Source organism: Microbacterium terricola (genome assembly GCF_027943945.1).
In the GTDB taxonomy this organism is placed as follows: Bacteria; Actinomycetota; Actinomycetes; order Actinomycetales; family Microbacteriaceae; genus Microbacterium; species Microbacterium terricola.
This window is the reverse complement of record NZ_AP027141.1, coordinates 3,120,990-3,141,918: the sequence shown is the minus strand read 5'-3', so window position 1 is coordinate 3,141,918 and position 20,929 is coordinate 3,120,990. Positions and strand designations below refer to the sequence as shown.

14 protein-coding genes are annotated in these 20,929 nt (G+C 65.3%); 10 read left to right on the top strand and 4 right to left on the bottom strand.

Annotated features, from left to right (window positions below; translation table 11 throughout):
• Positions 1 to 87: 87 nt before the first annotated feature.
• The 6 genes from Microterr_RS14895 (at position 88) to Microterr_RS14870 (ending at position 10,811) form a co-directional block, all read left to right on the top strand.
• Complete coding sequence (locus Microterr_RS14895; protein WP_263797035.1) at positions 88 to 2,196, top strand: beta-galactosidase; 2,109 nt, start codon at positions 88 to 90, stop codon at positions 2,194 to 2,196.
• Positions 2,193 to 3,119 (top strand): carbohydrate ABC transporter permease, encoded by a 927-nt coding sequence (locus Microterr_RS14890; protein WP_263797036.1) that lies wholly within the window; start codon positions 2,193 to 2,195, stop codon positions 3,117 to 3,119. The genes Microterr_RS14895 and Microterr_RS14890 overlap by 4 nt, the downstream gene beginning before the upstream one ends.
• On the top strand, positions 3,116 to 4,015 hold the full coding sequence (locus tag Microterr_RS14885) for a carbohydrate ABC transporter permease (RefSeq protein ID WP_263797037.1): 900 nt from the start codon (positions 3,116 to 3,118) through the stop codon (positions 4,013 to 4,015). Before Microterr_RS14890 ends, Microterr_RS14885 begins: the two co-directional genes overlap by 4 nt.
• 88 nt (positions 4,016 to 4,103) lie before the next feature.
• A complete protein-coding gene (locus tag Microterr_RS14880; RefSeq protein WP_263797038.1) occupies positions 4,104 to 5,456 on the top strand; it encodes an ABC transporter substrate-binding protein in 1,353 nt (450 codons plus the stop codon).
• A 250-nt stretch (positions 5,457 to 5,706) separates the two neighbouring features.
• On the top strand, positions 5,707 to 8,949 hold the full coding sequence (locus Microterr_RS14875) for an OmpL47-type beta-barrel domain-containing protein (protein ID WP_263797039.1): 3,243 nt from the start codon (positions 5,707 to 5,709) through the stop codon (positions 8,947 to 8,949).
• Between the two features lie 125 nt (positions 8,950 to 9,074).
• A complete protein-coding gene (locus Microterr_RS14870) occupies positions 9,075 to 10,811 on the top strand; it encodes a glycoside hydrolase family 35 protein (protein WP_263798869.1) in 1,737 nt (578 codons plus the stop codon).
• A 74-nt stretch (positions 10,812 to 10,885) separates the two neighbouring features.
• On the opposite strand, the gene Microterr_RS14865 is transcribed toward Microterr_RS14870, so the two are convergent.
• The 4 genes from Microterr_RS14865 to Microterr_RS14850 are packed head-to-tail and all read right to left on the bottom strand — an operon-like array spanning position 10,886 to position 16,247.
• Complete coding sequence (locus tag Microterr_RS14865) at positions 10,886 to 11,800, bottom strand: carbohydrate ABC transporter permease (protein ID WP_263797040.1); 915 nt, start codon at positions 11,798 to 11,800, stop codon at positions 10,886 to 10,888.
• Entirely contained in the window at positions 11,800 to 12,741 is a 942-nt protein-coding gene (locus tag Microterr_RS14860) for a carbohydrate ABC transporter permease (protein ID WP_263797041.1), read from the bottom strand. The genes Microterr_RS14865 and Microterr_RS14860 overlap by 1 nt, the downstream gene beginning before the upstream one ends.
• 1 nt (position 12,742) lies before the next feature.
• On the bottom strand, positions 12,743 to 14,032 hold the full coding sequence (locus Microterr_RS14855) for an ABC transporter substrate-binding protein (RefSeq protein WP_263797042.1): 1,290 nt from the start codon (positions 14,030 to 14,032) through the stop codon (positions 12,743 to 12,745).
• 28 nt (positions 14,033 to 14,060) lie between these two features.
• Positions 14,061 to 16,247 (bottom strand): alpha-galactosidase, encoded by a 2,187-nt coding sequence (locus tag Microterr_RS14850; protein ID WP_263797043.1) that lies wholly within the window; start codon positions 16,245 to 16,247, stop codon positions 14,061 to 14,063.
• Between the two features lie 54 nt (positions 16,248 to 16,301).
• Here Microterr_RS14850 and Microterr_RS14845 point away from each other — a divergent pair, with 54 nt between their 5' ends.
• The 4 genes from Microterr_RS14845 to Microterr_RS14830 all read left to right on the top strand — a co-directional run bounded on the left by Microterr_RS14845 (position 16,302) and on the right by Microterr_RS14830 (position 20,880).
• Positions 16,302 to 17,483: an ROK family transcriptional regulator gene (locus Microterr_RS14845; RefSeq protein ID WP_263797045.1), complete on the top strand. Its 1,182-nt coding sequence runs from the start codon at positions 16,302 to 16,304 to the stop codon at positions 17,481 to 17,483.
• Positions 17,484 to 17,732: 249 nt separating this feature from the next.
• The gene (locus Microterr_RS14840) at positions 17,733 to 19,055 is read left to right on the top strand and encodes an ABC transporter substrate-binding protein (RefSeq protein ID WP_263797046.1); all 1,323 of its coding nucleotides are present in this window, start codon (positions 17,733 to 17,735) and stop codon (positions 19,053 to 19,055) included.
• 65 nt (positions 19,056 to 19,120) lie between these two features.
• Positions 19,121 to 20,053, top strand: coding sequence for a carbohydrate ABC transporter permease (locus Microterr_RS14835; RefSeq protein WP_404810175.1), 933 nt, complete (start codon positions 19,121 to 19,123; stop codon positions 20,051 to 20,053).
• Positions 20,050 to 20,880: a carbohydrate ABC transporter permease gene (locus Microterr_RS14830; RefSeq protein ID WP_263797047.1), complete on the top strand. Its 831-nt coding sequence runs from the start codon at positions 20,050 to 20,052 to the stop codon at positions 20,878 to 20,880. The genes Microterr_RS14835 and Microterr_RS14830 overlap by 4 nt, the downstream gene beginning before the upstream one ends.
• Positions 20,881 to 20,929 lie beyond the last annotated feature (49 nt).

Below are 20,929 nucleotides of genomic sequence, written 5' to 3'. Positions count from 1 at the left end.
TGAACTTTTATCGATAACAATAGCTCTAGCCCGCGAACGGTTATCGATAACAGTTCGCATCGACACCACAACGGAGTAGTTGACCCGATGTCCGCGACGACGCGCCGCCCCACCGCAGACCTGCTCTTCGGTGTCGCCTATTACCCCGAGTACCACCAGAGCGACCGCACGGCCAAGGACCTCGATCTGATGGCCGCGGCCGGCATCAATGTGATCCGAGTCGGCGAGTCGGTGTGGTCGACATGGGAGCCCCGGGACGCGGAATTCGACCTGGAGTGGCTGGCCCCGGTGCTCGACGGGGCGCACGAGCGCGGCATCCGGGTCATTCTCGGCACTCCGACCTACGCCGTCCCGCCGTGGTTGCAGACCGCGCACCCGGAGATCGCCGCTGAGCGTCGCACGGGCGAGCGAATTCCGTGGGGCGCCCGCCAAGAGGTCGACTACACGCACCCGGTCTTCCGCTTCCATGCCGAACGGGTGATCCGGCGGATCATCGAGCGTCACGCGGAGCACCCTGCGGTCATCGGCTATCAAGTCGACAATGAGCCCGGTCTTGAGCTCCTCCACAACCAGGGCGTGTTCGAGGGCTTCGTCGCGTCGCTGAGGGAGCAGTATGGCGACGTCGACACCCTGAACCGCGAGTGGGGCCTGACGTACTGGTCACACCGTCTCGGCGACTGGACCGAGCTTTGGCGACCCGATGGCAATACCTTCCCGCAGTACGACCTCGCGTGGCGGCGTTATCAGGCGCAGGTGACGACCGACTTCATCGCCTGGCAGGCGGAGATCGTGCGCGAATACGCCACCGACGACCAATTCGTGACGACCTGCCTGCAGTATCCGCGCCGCGCGCTCGACGACCGCTCCGTATTCGAGGCGCTCGACGTCGCCTCGGGCAATCCGTACTACGGGATGCAGGACCAGCTCGATGCATCGAAGGACCTCGAGGCGCTCAATTACTGGACGACGTCGGGGGTGGCGGGCCTGTTCCGCCAGGCGGACCGCATGTACTCCTCGAGGCAGCAGCGCTACCTGGTCACTGAGACGAACGCGCAGGCCATCGACGCGTCCGAGAACAATTTCCCGCCATACCCGGGTCAGCTTCGCCAGGCCGCTTTCGCCCTGATCTCTCGCGGCGCCGAGATGATCGAGTACTGGCACTGGCACTCCCTCCCGTACGGGGCGGAGACCTACTGGGGTGGCGTGCTGCCGCACAGCCTCGAACCGGGCCGCATCTACCGCGAGGTCAGCGAGATCGGCCGCGATCTGGCAGCGCTCGGCGCCCGGCTCGATGGCTATGTTCCCGACGCGGATGCTGTGGTGCTCTGGTCGAATCCGAGCCGCTACGCACTGCAGTTCATGCCGCCACTCGCCCGCGACGGCAAGCCTGACGACGAGTCGTACGAGCGGATCTTCGACGCGTTCTACCGCGGTGTCCTCGACGCAGGTGGCCAGGCGAGGATCATGCACGTCGAACAGGCGCTCGCGCTAGGCGCCGCCGAACTCGCTCGGCGGTATCCGGTGCTGATCGCCGCCGCGGTGTACATCACCTCCGACGCCGACATCACCCTGCTCCGCGACTACGCGGCGGCCGGAGGTCACCTGCTTCTCGGACCTCGAACCGCCTACGCCGACGAATTGGCACGCGCTCGCATCGCGGTCGCGCCGCCGGGACTCGCCGATGCGGCTGGGGTCCGTTACGAGGAGTTCTCCAACCTGCAGCACGACATCACGGTGACAACAGATCATGGTGCGTCGGACGGCTCCGCGCATGCGCGGCTCTGGGTCGACGGACTCATCCCGACGGATGCCGACATCCTCGCGACGTATGCACACCCGCGCTTCTCCGCGTTCGCGGCAGTCACGACGCACGTCCATGGTGCAGGTCGAATCACGGTCGTCGGCACCGTGCCCGACCGCGAGCTCGCCCGCACTGTGGCCGCGGAGGCGATTCCCACGCACACCCCCGCCGTGCGGATCCCCGCTGGATCGTCTGTCACGATGTCGTCCGGCACGGCCGGTGCACACCGCTACGCGTTCCTCTTCAACTGGGGCCAGGACCGCCAGCAAGTCGGGCTCGCGACCGATGCGGAGGACGCGATCGGCGGGGTCGTCGTGGCCGCGGGCACCACGATCGATCTGGCACCGTGGGGCACTCGCATTCTGCGGTTCGCAGCGGAAGGAGAGGCCCGATGACCGTTGTGCAAGGTGCGCCCCCGATGGTCGTGGACGCCCCGCTGTTGAAGCGCCGCCGTCGACGGGACTGGCGCGGCTGGCAGTTCGCCGCGCCGTTCGCCGTCGTGTTTCTGATCGTCTTCATCGCACCGCTCGCGTACGCGCTGTACCTGAGCCTGTTCCAGAACCGGATGATCGGGGGAAACAGCTTCGTCGGGATCGACAACTATGTCGCCGCCCTCACCGACCCGCAGTTCTGGGATGGGTTCCTCCGCGTCGTCATCTTCCTGCTCATCCAGGTCCCGATCATGCTGGTGCTCGCGCTGGTCGCGGCGCTCGCCATCGACAGCGCCCGCCTCTACGCGAGCGGCGTGTTCCGTATGGTGATCTTCCTGCCGTACGCGGTGCCCGCCGTCGTGGCCGTACTCGTCTGGGGCTTCATGTACGGCAGCAACTTCGGGCTCGTCGCCGACATCAACCGGATGCTCGGGGCCACCGTCGTCCAGCCGTTCTCGGCGAACTGGATCCTCGCCTCCATCGGCAACATCGTCACCTGGGAGTTCGTCGGCTACAACATGCTGATCTTCTACTCCTCACTCAAGACGATCCCCACCGATCTGTATGAGGCGGCAGCGATCGACGGTGCCCGCGGCTGGCAGGTCATCAAAGCCATCAAGCTGCCGGCCGCCCGCGGCGCGATCGTGATCGCAACGATCTTCTCCATCATTGGCAGCTTCCAGCTGTTCAACGAGCCCAACGTGCTCCAGCCGTTGGCCAACAACGTCATCACGACGTACTTCACGCCGAACATGTACGCCTACAACCTGTCGTTCGCAGGCCAGCAGTACAACTACGCCGCGACCATCGCGATCATCATGGGCGTCATCACCGCCGTGATCGCCTACGTCGTCCAGCTGCGCGGAACCCGCAAGGAGGACCGATGACCACGACGCTTCGCACCGTCAACCCGAGGGCCCACCAGCGCTTCTCGATCGCCCGTCCGCGCAAATCCGTCGCTCTGACGGTGATCATGCTCCTCTTCCTGATCTACGCGATCGTGCCGCTCGCCTGGCTCGTCATCAACGCCAGCAAGACCCAGGCCGATCTGTTCACCACCTTCGGGCTCGCCTTTGGCGACACATTCGCCCTGTGGGACAACATCGTCGCGACATTCACGTACGACGACGGCATCTTCCTGCGCTGGCTCGGCAACACGTTGCTGTACGTCGTCCTCGGCGCGGGAGGCGCCACACTCCTGGCCACCCTCGCCGGGTACGGCCTCGCGAAGTACACGTTCCCGGGGCGAACGGCCTACTTCGCCGTCGTGCTGGGAGCCGTTGCCGTGCCTGGAACCGCGCTCGCCGTCCCGACGTTCCTGCTGTTCAGCCAGATGGGCCTCACTAACACGCCCTGGTCGATCATCATCCCGTCGCTGATCACGCCGTTCGGCCTGTACCTGATTTGGGTGTACACGATCGACTCCGTCCCCACCGAGCTGTTGGAGGCCGCGCGGCTCGACGGCGCCAGCGAGATGCGCACCTTCTTCACGATCTCAATCCGGCTGCTGACCCCCGGAATCGTCACCGTCGCGCTGTTCTCGATCGTCGCGACGTGGAACAACTACTTCCTGCCGCTGATCATGCTGAGCGACCCGACCTGGTACCCGCTCACGGTCGGACTGAACCAGTGGAGTTCGCAGGCATCCGGCGTCGCGGCCGAGCCGATCTACAACCTCGTGATCACCGGCTCGCTCATCACGATCGTGCCGATCGTTGTGATCTTCCTCTTCTTGCAGCGCTTCTGGCAATCGGGCCTGAGCGCAGGAAGCGTCAAACAGTGATTCGGGAGCACTGCGCGATGGACCCGAACATCCTCTCGACCCACCCGGGTGACCTGCACCCACACACAACGAAGTGAAAGGAACACACATGTTCAACGCAACATGGCGCTCGCGTCCGGCGCGTACAGCGGCGGTGCTCGCCGTGGCCGGTTTCGCCGCGCTGTCGCTCTCGGGCTGCGGCGGCGATACCGGCACAGCGGCCGCGCCCGAGGCCTCGGCATCCGATCTCGAAGCTGCGCTTGAGGCAGGCGGCGAGCTCACCTACTGGACCTGGACACCCTCGGGCGAGGCCCAGGCCGAAGCCTTCATGAAGGAGTATCCGAACGTCGACGTCACCGTCGTGAACGCGGGCACCGCGACGGACGAGTACACCAAGCTCCAGAACGCGATCACCGCGGGTTCGGGCGCACCCGACGTCGCACAGATCGAGTACTACGCGCTGCAGCAGTTCGCCCTCTCGGACAGCCTGCTCGACCTCGCGCAGTTCGGGCTCGACGACCTCGAGGACACGTACACCGCTTCGACCTGGGGCGCAGTGAATCTCAACGGCGGACTGTACGGGCTCCCGCAGGACTCAGGCCCCATGGTGCTCCTGTACAACCAGTCGATCTTCGACGAATACGACCTCGACGTGCCGGCAACCTGGGACGAGTACATCGCTGCGGGCGAGAAGCTCCACGCCGCAGACTCGTCCAAGTACATCACCAACGACGCCGGCGACCCCGGGTTCGCGCAGCCCCTGATCTGGCAGGCCGGAGGCCGCCCCTACAAGACCGACGGCACGAAGGTCACGATCGATCTGCAGGACGAGGGCAGCAAGCTCTGGGCCGACACGTGGAACCAGCTCCTCGAGCCCGAACTGCTCGCACCCATCTCGACCTGGACGGACGACTGGTGGAAGGGCCTCGGCAACGGCAGCATCGCGACGATCGTGACGGGCGCCTGGATGCCCGGCATTCTGGAAGGGTCCGTACCTGAGGGCGCCGGCCAGTGGCGCGTCGCACCGCTGCCGAGCTACGACGGCTCGCCGACGACCGCGGAGAACGGCGGCAGCGCACAGTCCGTGATCAAGCAGAGCAAGAACCCCGCTCTCGCTGCGGCGTTCCTGCAGTGGCTGAACAGCTCGGAGGAGAGCATCGATGTGTTCCTCGAGAGCGGCGGCTTCCCGTCGACGACCGCACAGCTGAACGCGGACGACTTCCTCAACGCTGCACCGGAGTACTTCGGTGGACAGGAGATCAACAAGGTCCTGGTCGAGGCATCGCAGAACGTCGCAGAAGGCTGGGAGTACCTCCCGTTCCAGGTGTACGCGAACAGCGTCTTCCCGGACACGGTCGGTCAGTCCTACGCCAACTTCAGCGACCTGAACGCCGGGCTGCAGGCCTGGCAGGAGAACCTCGTCGACTACGGCAACTCGCAGGGCTTCGAGGTCAACAAGTAGTCCGACCGCAGTAGGTCAGCGAGCGCGAAGCTGACGACCGGGGGACGGTTCATCACGCCCCCGGTCGGCAGCATCGTCTTCGCGTCAGTCCCGGGAGCGCGGGAGACCCGCACGGCGCCCTCATCTCCTCAGGGTGTCCGTTCCCAGCCCCCTGCAGAACTCGAGTCTGCATGAGCGAGGACTAGTCCACGCTCCCTCGATCGTCGCCGGAGTCAACCCCTGCCGGCGGTACCTGTCGCGCCCGCGTCAGGTGAACTCACACCTCGAAGGAGAGGTCATGAAAAGGCTAAGAAATGGGCTGGGCGTAGGCATCATCCTGGCGGCTTTGTCCGCGCCGATGCTGGTTGCGCTGCCCGCCAGCGGCTACGAACCGACGGGAGATGTGATCTTCTCGCTTCCCGACGACCCCTGCCTGAAGGGCCGGGGCAACTGCATCGTCTACCCGAAATCGGCGCAACTGCCGAGCGGCCGTCTCGTGATGACGTTCGAGCGCTCGCTCGTGCAGGAATCGGGCGGAGCGACCGGTCAGACGCTCCCGATCTTTGCGAGTGACGACTATGGCGACAGCTGGGAGCAGATCAGCGAGGTGGCTCCGCCGTCCGACCTGTCGGACGACCCTGCCATGGACAAGTACCTGTCGAACTGGACCAACCCGTATCTCTACGTCCTCCCGGAGGACGTCGGCGAGCTCAAGGCTGGCACCCTGCTGCTCGCGTCGGTCGTTTCCGGTGAGGACGCCTACTACCTCGAGCAGAAGGCGAACGAACCCGCCTGGATCCCCAACAACGACGGCGACCGTGCCAACGTCGCCATCGCACTCTTCCAGAGCACCGATGAGGGCGGATCCTGGGACTTCGTCAACATCGTCACCGAAGGTGGATGGCAGGGCGGTAGCGCCGGTGCGATCGGCACCCGCATCGCCGGGGCGAACACTTACGGTCAGATCGATCCGGTGTGGGAGCCTTACCTGTTTGCGCACAACGGCAAGCTGATCACCTACTTCTCCGACGAGAACGACTACCTGGGATTCGACCCTGCGACGGGCGTGCTCGTCGAGGACCCGGACAATGACACGGCCTCCGACGCCGGCATCCAGATCTTGGCGCACCGGTCGTGGGACGGCGTGGGCGCATGGAGCGCCCCCATCGTCGACGCCTGGGGCAACCAGGTCAGCCGCGGCAACGGGAAGGTCCAGATCGGTGGCGGTCGACCTGGCATGACCAACGTCGTCGAGACCACCGACGGCAAGTTCATGATGACTTTCGAGTTCTTCGCGAACGGCAACGGCAACCGCTACAAGCTGTCGACCGACCCGAACAACTTCTTCGGTGACGCCGACCCGGACGGCGTGAACGTGAATACGCTCACGCGTGTGACGGGCAGCCGGTCGCTCAACAACTCGGGCAGCCCGGTCCTGGTCTCGCTCCCCGACGGGCGACTGGCCTACAACTCCAGCGGCAGCGGCAGCGTGTGGACGAACAACGGCAGCAGCACCGGACCGTGGACCGAGTACCAGACCACGCTCGCCGGGGGTTATAGCCGCAACCTGACGCCCATTGCAGGCACCGGACGCGTACTGATCCTGCAGTCGATCTGGGGCGGCGCGAACACGCTCCCGGTCATCCGTCACGCCGACATCGACTTCGGTGGCTCGGACGGTCTCACCTACCAGTTGGTGAACCGCAAGTCGGGGCAGGTTTTGGGCACCGGCGGCAAGACCAACGACGCCAACCTGGGCAACGCCAACACGCCGGATATCGTTCAGGAGAACCCGAACGGGTCGGTGACCCAACAGTGGCAGGTGGTTCCGAAGACGAGTGGATCGATCACTCTCCTCAACCAGTCGGGCGGACGCTCGGCAACGGTGTGGACGGGGAACGCCACGGCTGGTCAGCGGATCGCGCAGTGGGTCGACGAGAGCACCACGGGTGCGTGGCGGTTCATCCCGACCACCGACGGCTACGTCAAGCTGCGTTCGGTTGTCAACTCGAACATGTTCTTGACCGGGGTGTCGAATGGATCCCCCGCTACCGTTCAGCTGGCGGCGTCCGACGGCTCGCAGGAGTGGCTGCTCGTTCCCGTCGCCCCGGCGGCGTCAGAGCTGACGGCCCGCAACCAGAAGACGGAGCTCATCTCGAGCGACCCGTCGGTGAGCGCGCTGACCATCCAGGTCGACGCGTCGGCGGCGACGCCGAGCGGCGCCGCCCGTCACGCGGGTGCGACGGCCCACGCCTTCCTGTACGTCGGGTCCGAGCCGGCCGTGGATCTGGGCGCGGTTGCTCTGGACGCACAGCAGCGGGCAACGGTCACCCTGCCGGACTCGCTCCCGGAGAGCACGACGTTCCGCGTCGCGGTCGCATACGAGGACGCGCCGCTGCAGTGGGATGAGGCAACGATTCTCGCCGCTGACTCCGACGCGCCCGCAATATCGGTTGTCGTGGACCCGTCGAACCCCACGGGCGACAATGGCTGGTACACCGGCGAAGTGTCGGTCAGCGTGAGCGCGACCGACGAACTGGATGCCTCCCCGCTGGTCGAGGTCAGCGTCGACGGGGGTGCGTGGTCGGAGGCTACGGCGCCGGTCGAACTGTCGACCGATGGCACGCACTCCGTCAAGGTCCGCGCGACCGACTTTGTCGGCAACGTGTCGGGCGTGACTGATCAGGTCGTCCGGATCGACGGCGTGACTCCGGTCTCGGCGGCAACGGTCGACGAGCAGGCGCGCACTGTCACCATCCGCAGCGCCGACGACACCAGTGGTGTCGGACGCACTGAGGTCAATGTCGCGAACGGCGGCTGGGTCACCTACGAGGGACCGGTGACAGTTGGCGCTGACCAGACGGTCGTCCAGTTCCGCAGCGTCGACAGGGCAGGCAACGTCGAGACCGCCGCTTCCGCGGTCGTCCCGAAAGCCGGCGTGACGCTCACGAAGTCGCTCACCGCGGCCAACATCGCAGATTCGTCCGTCAGGTTCTACGACACGAACTCCATCACGGTTCGTGTCACCGGTGGGTCGGCAACAGCAACAGGAACAATCAAGGTCGTTGCGGGTGCGGTTCAAGTTGGATCGGGAACCCTTTCCAACGGGCGCGTCACCATCAACCTGAACAAGGCGCTGCTGGTTCCCGGAAAGTACACACTCGAGGTGCGGTACTCCGGAAATGCGGCTCTTGAGGCGTCGACCGACACAGCGGAGCTGAGTGTCGCGAAGGCTGCCGCGACGGTGAAGGCCTCGTTCGTGGACAGCACGATCAAGTCGTCGACTACGCCCAAGGTGAAGGTATCCGTTTCCTCCAAGGCGCCGGTGACCGGCACGGTGACAGTGAAGGAGGGGTCGAAGACCCTGAAGGCGAAGGTCACTCTGATGAACGGCAAGGCGACGATCAGTCTTCCGAAGCTGAAGACGGGCACGCACAAGGTGACGGTCACCTACAACGGCTCCTCTTCGATCGGAACGGCGAAGTCCTCCACCATCACGGTGAAGGTCAGCTGACGCGAAACTGACGACCGCGGGACGTGTCCTTGCGCCCCGCGGTCGTCAGCATTGCCTTGGCAACAGTGATCCCCCCGCGAGGGCGGCCGCCCCCAACGGCCGCCCTCATTTTCCGAGAGGCTTCCGTGCCCACTTTTACCATCGGCGAGACCGACTTCCTGCTCGACGGCGAGCCGCACCGCATCCTTTCCGGCGCCATCCATTACTTCCGAGTGCACCCCGATCAATGGGCAGAACGCATCCACGCGGCGCGGCTGATGGGCCTGAACTCGATCGAGACGTATGTCGCGTGGAACGCTCACGAGCCCCGCCGCGGAGAGTGGGACGCCTCCGGGGCGCTCGATCTTGGCCGCTTTCTTGACTTGGTCGCGGCGGAGGGGATGCATGCGATCGTGCGTCCCGGGCCCTATATCTGTGCCGAGTGGCACAACGGAGGCCTCCCCGTCTGGCTCACGGGCATGCGCGACGTTGCGCTCCGGCAGTCCGACCCCGACTACCTCGCCGAAGTCACGCGATACCTCGACAACGTCTACGAGATCGTCGCACCCCGTCAAATCGGCCGCGGTGGCAACGTCGTCCTCGTGCAGATCGAGAACGAGTACGGTGCCTACGGCAACGATAAGGAGTACCTCGCAGAGCTTGTGCGCGTCACCCGCGCCGCCGGTATCACCGTGCCCCTCACAACTGTCGACCAGCCCACCCCGCAGATGCTGCGCGATGGAAGCCTCCCGGGTCTGCATCTGACGGGATCGTTCGGGTCTCGGTCCGCCGAGCGACTCGCCACGCTCCGCGAGCACCAGCCCACGGGTCCGCTGATGTGCTCGGAGTTCTGGGACGGATGGTTCGACTGGTGGGGCGGCATCCATCACACGACGGATGCGGCGGCCGCGGCATCCGAGCTGGAAACACTGCTGGCAGCCGGCGCATCGGTCAACTTCTACATGGTGCACGGCGGCACGAACTTCGGCCTGACGAACGGGGCGAATGACAAGGGGCGCTACCTGCCCCTGGTCACCTCGTACGACTACGATGCCCCCATTGACGAAGCCGGGAGCCCGACGGCGAAGTTCTTCGCTTTCCGCGACGTCATCGCCAAGTACGCGCCCGTGCCGGACGAGGTGCCGCCTCCGGTTCGCTCGGCGCCGGAGGTCAGTGTCGCGCTGGAGCCGTATGCCCTCACCCTCCCGCCGGCCCTTGAAGAGACCTTCGAGGAACCGCCCAGCTTCGATGGCTTAGGTCACCTCAGCGCTCTCGTCCGGTACGAAACGGTGCTTCCCGAGGCGGGCTTGCTTGCATTCGACGAGGTGCGCGATCGAGCGTGGGTGAGCGTGGACGACCGTCCTGTCGGCATTCTCGATCGGACGCGTGGCGAGCGGGCCCTCGTCGTCCCGGCCGGGCGACTCTCGCTGCTCGTTGAAGAGCAGGGCCGCGTCAACTACGACGCGCGGCTTGGTGAGCCGAAGGGGATCGTCGGGGTTCCGACGCTAGAGGGGCAGCCGTTGCGGTCGTGGATCGTCACGCCGATCGAAGTGGCCGCCCTTGCATCGCAGGCTGCCACTGCTCCGGTCATCTCGCGAGAAGAGTCGACCACCTCGCGCCCGGCTGCGCTACGAGGCTCCTTCCATCTGGCCGAATCGGCCGACCTCTTCCTGGACGCCGGCAGGTGGGGAAAGGGGTTCGTATTCGTCAACGGCTTCTTCCTCGGCCGATACTGGGCGAACGGGCCGCAGCGCACGCTGTACGTACCGGCGCCGGTTACGAGGTCCGGCCCGAACACCGTCGCGGTCGTCGAACTCGAGCCGATGGTGGACCTCACCGCGAACTTCGTCACGGGTCCACTCCTGGGTCCAGTGGAGGAGTAGTGACTGTCGCGACGCGGACAACGCGCCGACTCGGACCTAGGCGTCAAGCTGGCCCTTCTTGATCCCGTTCGGCCCTACTTGATCGAGCCTCGGGTGACCCCGGAGATGACCCAGCGCTGAGAGAAGATGTAGACGATCAGCAGCGGTGCCATGGCCATCAGGTAGGACGCGAACGCGACGGTGTAGTCGGTGTTGAACTGCCCCTGGAACACGTATTGGGCGAGCGGCAGCGTGCGTGAGCTCGGATCGGTCAGGACCACGAGCGGCATGATGAAGTCGTTCCAGGCCCACACGCAGGTCAGGATCCCGACAGTCGCGTTCATCGGCATGAGCAGCGGGAAGATGATCTGCCAGAACACGCGCCAGGTGGATGCTCCGTCGACGCGTGCCGCCTCTTCGAGCTCGATGGGGATAGAGCGGATGTACGCGGTGTAGATGAAGATGTTCAGCGACAGCCCGTAGATCGTGTACAGCAGGATCATGCCGACCTGGTTGTCGAGTCCCAGGATCGCGGTCTGCTTCACCAGCGGGAGCATGATGATCGGGAACGGGATGAAGAGCGCGGCGAGCAGGTAGAAGAACACTCCCTTGAAGAAGGGCCGGTGGATATTGCGGGCCAGGGCGTAGGCGACCACCGAGCTGGTCAGCAGGGTGAACACCACGGAGCCGACGGTGATCAGTGCGGTGTTCGCCAGGGCCTGGGGGAAGTTCGTGCGCTCCCATGCCTCGGGGAAGTTCTCCCAGCGGATCGGGTTGGGGAGTTCGAATCCGGTGCCTGCCGTGAGCTGCTCCGGGGTCTTCAGGGCGACCACGACGGCGAGGTAGAGCGGGACGAGGACGGTCAGTGAGCAGACCGCGATCAGTGCGGTCGCCCACCAGTTGGTCTTGCGGGTGTCGTCTTCGTCACCGCCGCGCCGGCGGCGTCGCTTGAGGGTGACGGCGCCGGAGGCGCTGCCGAGCTGCGGGGCGACGTTGGTTGCGGTGGTCATCAGAAATCGGCCTCTCTGCGCTGAAGGACACGGAATTGGAAGAGCGAGACGATCGTGATCACGATGAAGAAGATCACGGCGTTCGCGGTCTGGTAGGCGAACTCTCCGCCGGAGAAGCCGCCGCGGAAGATGAGCAGCGTCACTGACTCGGTGGCGGTGCCGGGACCACCGTTGGTGAGGGCGACGATCGGGTCGAAGACCTGCAGGAAGCCCTTGAGGCTGAGGACGACGTTGATCGTGAAGAACGCGCCGATGAGTGGGAAGGTGATGGAGGTGAACTGCCGCCAGGGGCTGGCGCCGTCGAGCGATGCTGCTTCGTAGAGTTCGGCGGGGATCGTCTGCAGCCCCGACAGGTAGATGATGATCGCGAACGCGCATGCCTGCCATACGGCCAGGACGACGATCGCCGTCCACGCCCACGTCTCATTCGTCAGGATGTTGTCGGCGAACAGCGGGATCCCGGAGAGGATCTTCGGGAGGGAGTTCGAGAAGAAGAACTGGAAGACGTATCCGATGACGAGGATCGCCAGGATGTAGGGCACGAAGTACACGCCCCGCCAGAAGTTCCTCGCCTTGATCTTGGCGTTCAGCCCGAGAGCGATCGCGAGCGAGATCGCGTTGGTCAGGATGGTTGCGACGATCGCGAACAGGAACGAGAAGCCGTAGGCCTGCAGCACCCTGCTGTCTTTGAACAGGTTGATGTAGTTGGACAGCCCGATGAAGTTCCAGTCGCCGTAGCCGGCGTAGTTGGTGAAGCTGAAGAAGATGCCGATCAGCACTGGCAGGGTATGGAATCCCGCGAACGCGATGACCGCCGGCCACACCATCCAGTAGTAGGCGGGCATCGCCCGCTTCGAGTCGCTCCTTGTGCGGCCGGCGCGCTTCTTCGCGACGCCTCCCGTCGACGAGGCGCGCACGGCCTCCGTCATGGTGGTGGTCATGTCATTCTCCTGTCACCGGGATGGTGCGGGCGGCCACCTTGGCCCACTCGCTGTCGAGAGTGGCGAGCGCTGCCTCGGCGTCGCCGCTGAAGAGGAACTGCTGGTCGATCGCGGCGAGCGGGATGCTGGGTGGGATCTGGTGATCGATGAACCCGGTGATCCTGCCCTCGTCGAAGTACGGTTTGACCGATTGCAGTGCGGGGTCGTCGCTGAGTTGGGCTCCCTCGACGGAGGGGACCATGTTCTGCGACGCCGCGAAGTCCTCGATGACGCCGACGTCGAACAGGTAGTCGATGAAGCGCAGTGCCTCTTCCCGCTTGGCTGTGTTCTTGCCCATCGTCACGACGACGTCGACACCAGAGACGAGCAGCCGGTCGTCTGGATCGTCTGCCGCGGGGTAGGGGAAGATGCCTGCCTTGATGTCGGGGTTGATGGCCTTGACGGGGCTGATCGCCCAGATGCCCTGCAGCAGCATCGCCACCTCGCCGTTGGCGAATGCCGCGTTGCCGTCGTCATACGTCATGCCCCGGTATCCGTCCTGCATGTAGGAGAAGAGCTGGAACTGCTGGTCCATGGCCTGCGCGAAGTCCTTCTGGAATGACACCTCGGAGTCCGGCCCGACGTTCTCGCCCTCCTCCCGCATCTGGTCGAAGAACCCGTCCTGGGCCGGGTACGCGCCGAGCGCGTTGAATGACGGCAGCCCGGTCCAGGAGTCGGCGAGTGTGCCGTAGAACGGGGTGACGCCGGCATCCTGCAGCGCGTCGCAGACCGCGATGAACTCGTCCCACGTCTCGGGGACCTCGAGGCCCTGCTCGTCGAAGATGTCCTGGTTGTAGATCACGCCGTTGGCGTTGTTCACGTAGCCGAGGCCATTGACCTCGCCCTCCTTGTTGCCGAGTTCGGCGAGGATCTCCTGCACGGCGGGGTTGATCGTCTGCAGTACGGGCTCATCGGAGAAGTCGTAGAACACCCCGGACTGGGCGAGCTTGCCGAAGCCGCCGTTCGCGTTCAGGGTGATGACGTCGGGGGCCTTGTCCTTCACCAGCAGTGTCCGGATGATCGTGTCGGCATCGGCGACCTGGTTCTGGACCACCTTGATGTCGGGGTTCTCGGCCTCGAAGTCGGCGATGATCTTGTTGAAGTCCTCGAGCGCCTCGCCTTTGAACTGGAAGAAGTTGAGGGTGGTGACGCCGGACTCTGCGCTGGAGGCGCAGCCTCCGAGCGTGACGATCACGCCGGCGGTCGCCAGCGCGGCCAACACGCGCTTGTGAACTCTGAATGTGGATGACATCGGCGCCTCCTTGCGCTCGTGCGGGGTTTCAGTGCTGTGCGGTGAGCTGTACGACGGTGGACTGCTGCGGGAGCTGGACGGGTGGGCGGATCCCGGTGGCGGCCAGCATCCGGCCGGTCAGGACGGTGGGATGCTGTGCCCACTCGAGGGCCGACTGGCCGGGGTCGTGGCTCTCGTCGCCCAGCGACAGGATCTCCAGGAGATAGGGGCGATCGGGCTCGAGCCCGGGAAGACGGATGCGGCCTGGCGGGTAGGCGACCGTCGTCTCGGTCTGCGTGATGGTGAATACCGCGCTCGATCGGTCCTCGGCGACCACCCCCCGCACGTCGATCCCCGGATCCGTCCCGTCGACGTCGATCGTCCAGCCGGTGGCGATCGTGGATCGGATCCGCTTCGCCAGCACGATCCATTGCGAGATCGATTCCCGGGTCGGGGTGTCGACAGTGGTGAGATCCCACTCGACGCCGAAGTGACCGAACAGCGCGACGGCAGCGCTCAGCCCCAGCGCCACGGTCCGACCGGACGAGTGCACGACGGGGCTGGTGAGGTGCATCCCCATCAGCTCGGGGGGCACGACGAGGGCGGTGTAGCGCTGGTTCGTGAGGCGTTCGAGCGGGTCGAGGCTGTCGCTCGTCCAGATCCGGTCAGTGTGGTCGAGGATCCCGAGGTCCACGCGGGCTCCGCCCGAGGCGCAGCTTTCGATCTCCAGGCCAGGCCGCGCCGACTTGAGCTCGTCGAGCAGCCGGTAGAGGGCGAGGGTCTGCTCACGCACGCGAGCGACACCGCCCGGGCCACTGCCGGCGTCGGCGAGGTCTCGGTTGTGGTCCCACTTGAGGTAGGCGATCGGGTACTCGTCGAGCAGCGCCTTCAGGCGACCTGCCACGTAGGCGTACGCCTCCGGGTGCGCGAGGTCCAGAACTTGCTGCTGTCGAGCCGCCGGGGGGAGCGACATCCGTGCGCGCAGGATCCAGTCCGGATGCGCTCGGGCGAGTTCGCTGTCCGGATTGACCATCTCGGGCTCAACCCACAGTCCGAACTCCATACCGAGGGCGGTCACATGGTCGACGAGGGGATGAAGCCCGTGGGGCCACACGCCCTCGTCGACGAACCAGTCGCCGAGCCCGGCAGTATCGTCTCGTCGACCGGTGAACCAACCGTCGTCGAGGACGAAACGTTCGACGCCGACATCCGCCGCGGCGTCCGCGAGTGCCGTCAGCTTCTCGAGTGTGTGATCGAAATACACCGCTTCCCAGGTGTTGAGCGTGATCGGGCGGGGCCGGTGCGGATGCTGGGGGCGCTGGCGCAACTCACCATGGAAGCGGTGCGATAGCTCGGTGAGGCCATCACCCCACGACCCGACCACCCACGGTGTCTGCGCTGTGGCGCCGGGTTCCAGGATGAGTTCGCCAGGTGCGAGAAGCTCACCACCGGCGAGGAACGCCTCACCGGTGGCGACACGCTCCGCGAGAACGCGGTGATTCCCGCTCCACGCGACATGGATGCCATGCACCCGCCCGGCCTCGAAGCCGAATCCCGGGCGGCCCGCCGCCAGCAAGAGCGTCGAGTCCGCGCCGGGTCGCCCGCGGCGACTCTCACGAAGATGAGTCCCGAAAGTGAAAGGCCGACGCTGCGGACTGCGCTCCCTGAGATGGCGTCCAGTGGTGTCGAGAAGTTCGGTCGCGTCCCACGGCACCGGGAAGCCGAGGAGCATGGACTGAACGGTGTACGCCGTGTCGGCGGTGTTGCGCAGCGTCATCCGCTGATGCAGCAGCCCGCTGGGGCCGAGGCGAAGTTCGAGCTGGGCGGCGAGGCGAGCCTCCGGGTCGGTGAGTGAGAAGAGAGCGCGGTGGTCATTGGACTGGAGCCCGGCCACTTCGAACTGGGCACTGAACCCCGCTCCATTGCGATGGCCCTCAAGCCCGGGCGTGTGGAGCCATCCCGATGCAGGAGTCGCGACGAGCGACAGGCGCGGCGTTCGGTCAAGGCCGCCCGAGACACGCTGTGGCCGCGCGGCCATCGCGAGCGACGCAAGTGAGTCAGGTGCCGAGCCTTCGAGCGATTCACCCCAGTGCACGATCACCGGCGAGAAGGCCGCGTCGACGTCGATGACGACACTGGTGCCCCCTCGGTGGAGGTGCAGGACTCGGCTCGGCGCGACCGCTGCGGCACTGAGGGCCGATGTCTCCACGCCTACTGCCCCTCCGTCCGATGCCATGGATTATTTCTACTACAGAACTAATTAGCCTGGCAAGGCCTTTCTCTGCATCGCTTGCGCGGCGTTGAGAGCAATTCTTCGTGCCAGGATGGAACCAATCAGCGGAGGAGGACCATGCTCACCGACAGCGAAGCAGCGCTCGCCGAGGCGGTCCTCATTCATGGCCCGATCTCACGCAGCGCGCTGACGCGGCGTCTCGGACTTTCGGCCGCGAGCCTCACGCGGTTGACGAAACCCTTCCTCGACTACGGCATCCTCATCGAGCTGGATGACGTCGTGGATGGGTCGGTGGGTCGTCCCACCAAGCCGTTGGACATGGCCCCGGATGCGGGGCGCTTCATCGGCGTCAAGCTCACCGGCGATCGTCTCTACGCCGTGGCCACCGATATCAGGGCCGCCGTCCTGGCGAGGGCGGAGAAGCGGCTCGAGGACCCCGATCCGCTCGCCGTTGTCGATGCGATCGCCGAGGCCGTCGACGAGCTGCAGGTCTCGGGGCTGACGGGTCTGGGAGTCAGCCTCGGTGGCAGCATTCGTGACGGCATGGTGGAGCGGGCGGCGTTCCTCGGCTGGACTGACGTCGACATCGCATCGGTGCTCGCGCAGCGGCTGGGAGTCGCCGTCACCGTGGAGAACGACCTGATCGCGCTGGCCGAGGCCGAGCGCTGGTTCGGTCTTGGCCGCGGGATGGCGGGGTTCTCTGTCATCACGATCGGTGCCGGCGTCGGCTATGCCTTGATCGTGCACGGCGCCGTCGTACGCTCGCGAGAGGCCGGCCTCGGGCTGGGCGGTCACATCCCTCTGGCGGCGAACGGGCCCCTCTGCCACCTCGGCCACCGGGGATGCGCGGAGGCCATGCTGACATCTGGCTCCATCGCGACGCAGGTGACGACCGCGCTGCAGCGGCAGGTGACCTATCGCGAGGCACTTGACCTCGCGCGCGCCGGCGACCCGGCAGCGGCCGCTGTGATCGACGCAGCCGCCGACGCTCTGGGGAGGTTTATCGCACTTGCGGCGAACCTCACGATGCAGCACTCCGTCGTCCTCGCGGGCGAGGGTGTCGAGCTCTACTCCGTCGCGGCAGACCGCGTGAGTGCGGCGATCGCCGCGGACCGTGATCCACTCGCAGACCCGCTCGAGGTGCACGTAGATACGTCGGGGTTTCTGGCGTGGGCCCGCGGAGCGGCCGCTGTCGCGATTCAAGCAGCGATCTCGCGACTTGAGATCGCGCGGGTCTGACGCGGGCGGATATCTGACCCCATCGGCGATCGGCTCGTCGAAAGGGGGACGACAATAACGTGCGCGGAGTTCCGGGCTTGGATCGTTTCACTTTCGGCTCGCTGATAGCGGCCCAACTTGCCGAAAACACATCACTGAGTGGATTGACGGAGACGGCGCAGCGCATTTAGTATTGCCGAAAGCCCGTCGTTGACTAGTTTTCAGATCAGCGCCGATGCACCCGGAAGTGGGCCCTACAAGGAGGTAAGGATGTCTTCAATCACACGCGGATCGCGGCCAGTCATTCTGGCAGGCGTCGCGATAGCAGCACTCGCATTGGCCGGTTGCTCCGGCGGCGGCGGAGAAGCAGACCCGGAAGGCCCGGTCACCCTGAAGTGGTTCCAGGGGTCGGGAGTCGAGACCAACATCGCCACCGCTGAGGCGCTGGCGACTGCGTTCAACGATTCGCAGTCGGACATCGTGGTGGAGGTCGACGCATCGGGTCCCAGTGACTCGGCCGCGCTGGACAACCTCATGAAGACGCGTCTCGCGACGAACGAGATGCCCGACATGTTCTGGTACAACAGTGGCTCGCTGCTGCAGGCGCTCAACCCCGACCAGACGATGCTGAACATCGCCGACGAGGACTTCGTCTCGGGGCTGGACGACGCCTGGGTGGCGGCAGTGTCGACCGACACAGGCGTCTTCGGTGTCCCGGTCCAGACCGCTGGTGGCGGCGGGTTCTTCTACAACATCCCGATGTACGAGGAGCTCGGTCTCAAGGTTCCGACGACCTGGGACGAGTTCCTCTCGAACGCCGACGCGATCCGCGATGCCGGCCACACTGCGGTTGAGCTGACGTTCGGCGACGCGTGGACATCCCAGATCGTCACGCTGGCCGACTTCTACAACGTCTGGGCGAGCGACAACGACTGGGCGAAGAAGTACACGGCGAACGAAGTCAACTTCGCGGACGACCCCGTGGCGGTGGGAGGCTTCACCAAGCTGCAGGACATCTACGACGGCGGCTACGTCAACGAGGACTTCGCCTCGGCGCTGCTCAACGATGGGCTCGAGGCCATCGCGACCGGGGAGGCGGGGCATTACCCGATGCTCGGATTCGCACAGGCCACGATCGCGACGAACTGGCCGGACAACGCCGACGATGTGGGCTTCTTCGGGATCCCCGGAGACTCCGCAGATGACGCTGGCATGACCGTCTGGATGCCGCCGGCGCTCTACGCGCCTGCAAACACCGAGCACCCGGAGGCGGTCAAGGCGTTCATGGCCTTCGTCGCCAGCCCGGAAGGCTGCGACGCGATCACGGGCGCGCTCGGCGCGACCGGTCAGTACCTCGTCGAGGGCTGCGCGGTGCCGGACGAGGCGCCTCGGATCGTGGCCGACTGGGCCCCCTACTTCGAGGCTGGCAAGGTTGCACCCGCGCTCGAGTTCCTGTCGCCGGTGAAGGGGCCGAACCTGATGCAGATCGATGTCGAGGTCGGCTCGGGCGTCCGTGACGGTCAGAGTGGTGCCGAGCTGTACGACGATGACGCCACGAAGCAGGCTCAGCAGCTCGGCCTCGAGGGCTGGTAGGCCGTTCCATTCACTGCGGGGGTCGTCGGCTTGCTGGCGGCCCCCGCCGTAACAAAGGTTTTACTATGGCCACTCTCGCACCCCCCGACAGCACCGAGGCGGTGGTCACCGTCCCAGGACAGCGCCCACCGCGCCGCCGATATGCCAACGCCATGTATCCGCACTGGTTCGTGCTCCCTGGCGCAGCGATCTTCCTCGTGCTGTTCATCGCACCCACCTTCGCGTCGTTCTACTACGCCTTCACACGATGGACGCTGTTCGACGTCGAGTTCATCGGCTTCGACAACTTCGTCACGTTCTTCACGGACCCGCAGCTCAGCAAGGGCTTCGTCAACACCCTCATCTTCGGCGGACTCACCTCTGGCCTGAAGATCGTGCTCGGGCTGCTCATCGGCGTCCTCCTCACGTCTGAGATCTGGGCACGTGGATATCTGCGGGCGGTCATCTTCTTCCCGGTTCTGGTGAGCACGGTCGGCGTGGGCATCACGTTCCAGGCGCTCATGGATCCGTACGACGGAGCGATCAACCAGGCGCTCGCATGGGTCGGGATCGACGGGCCAGGCTGGTTGACCGATCCGAATCTCGCGCTCTACTCGATCATCGCGGTCGACGTGTGGCGAGGCGTCGGCCTCGCAGCGCTCATCTACATGGCCGGTCTGGTCGCCATCCCGCAGGAGTATTACGAGGCTGCGAAAGTCGACGGCGCCAGCGGATGGCACCGCTTCTGGAACATCACTCTCCCGCTCGTACGCCCCGCCACGACGACGGTCATCATCCTGTCGCTCATCGGCGGCCTTCGCGAGTTCCAGTTGATCTGGGTCATGACCGGCGGCGGGCCCGGTTTCGCGAGCGACGTCCTCGCGTCCGTCATCTACAAGCAATACGCGTACGGATTCTTCGGCCTGTCCACCGCGGGCAACGTCGTCCTCTTCGTCGTCGTCAGTGCGATCATCCTGCCCCTGTTCTGGTGGCTCAACCGAAAGCAGACGGACCTATGAGTCGCGCTGTCACACGCCACGTCACCGGCGGCCTCGCTGTCCTCGTCTCGGCGGTCGTCTTCCTGGTCCCGTTCGCCTTCATCGTCCTGCAGTCGTTCAAGACCGGTCAGGACTCCGCAACGCTCAAGTTCACCTGGCCGGTCGACTTCGTCCTCCTGGAGAACATCGTCACCGTCTTCCAGACGCGCGATTACATGCTGATCACCGCGTTCATCAACAGCACGATCCTCACCGTGCTGTCCGTGTCGATCATGGTGGTGCTCTCCGCGATGATCGGGTGGGTCCTCGCGCGACGCCCCTCCCGCTGGAACCCGGTGATCACCTTCTTCATCCTCGCGGGGCTGATCGTGCCGCCCGCAATTGTTCCGACCGCGTGGATCATGCAGAGCTTGGGGATCTTCAACACCCTGTTCGGGTTGGCCCTCATCGAGGTCGCCTACGGCATGTCGTTCTGCGTCCTGCTGTTCCGCGCGTTCGTGTCGAACATCCCACGTGAACTCGACGAGGCAGCGACGATCGACGGCGCCGGACCGATCCGGCTGTTCTTCCAGGTCGGCTTCCCGCTGCTGAAGAGTGTGATCGTCACGGCGATCGTGGTTCAGTCGGTCGCAGTGTTCAACGACTTCGCGAATCCGCTCTACTTCCTCCCCGGGGAGGAGAACGCCACAGTCCAACTGACCCTGTTCAACTTCCAGAGCCAGTTCCAGACAACGTGGAACCTGTTGTTCACCGACATCCTCCTGATCACGATCCCGCCGCTCGTCATGTACATCTTCTTCAACCGGCAGATCGTTGCGGGCATGACATCCGGCGCGATCAAGGGATAGCAGTTCCCGCAAAGAGGTAGGGGCTCATCTGACACACGTCAGATGAGCC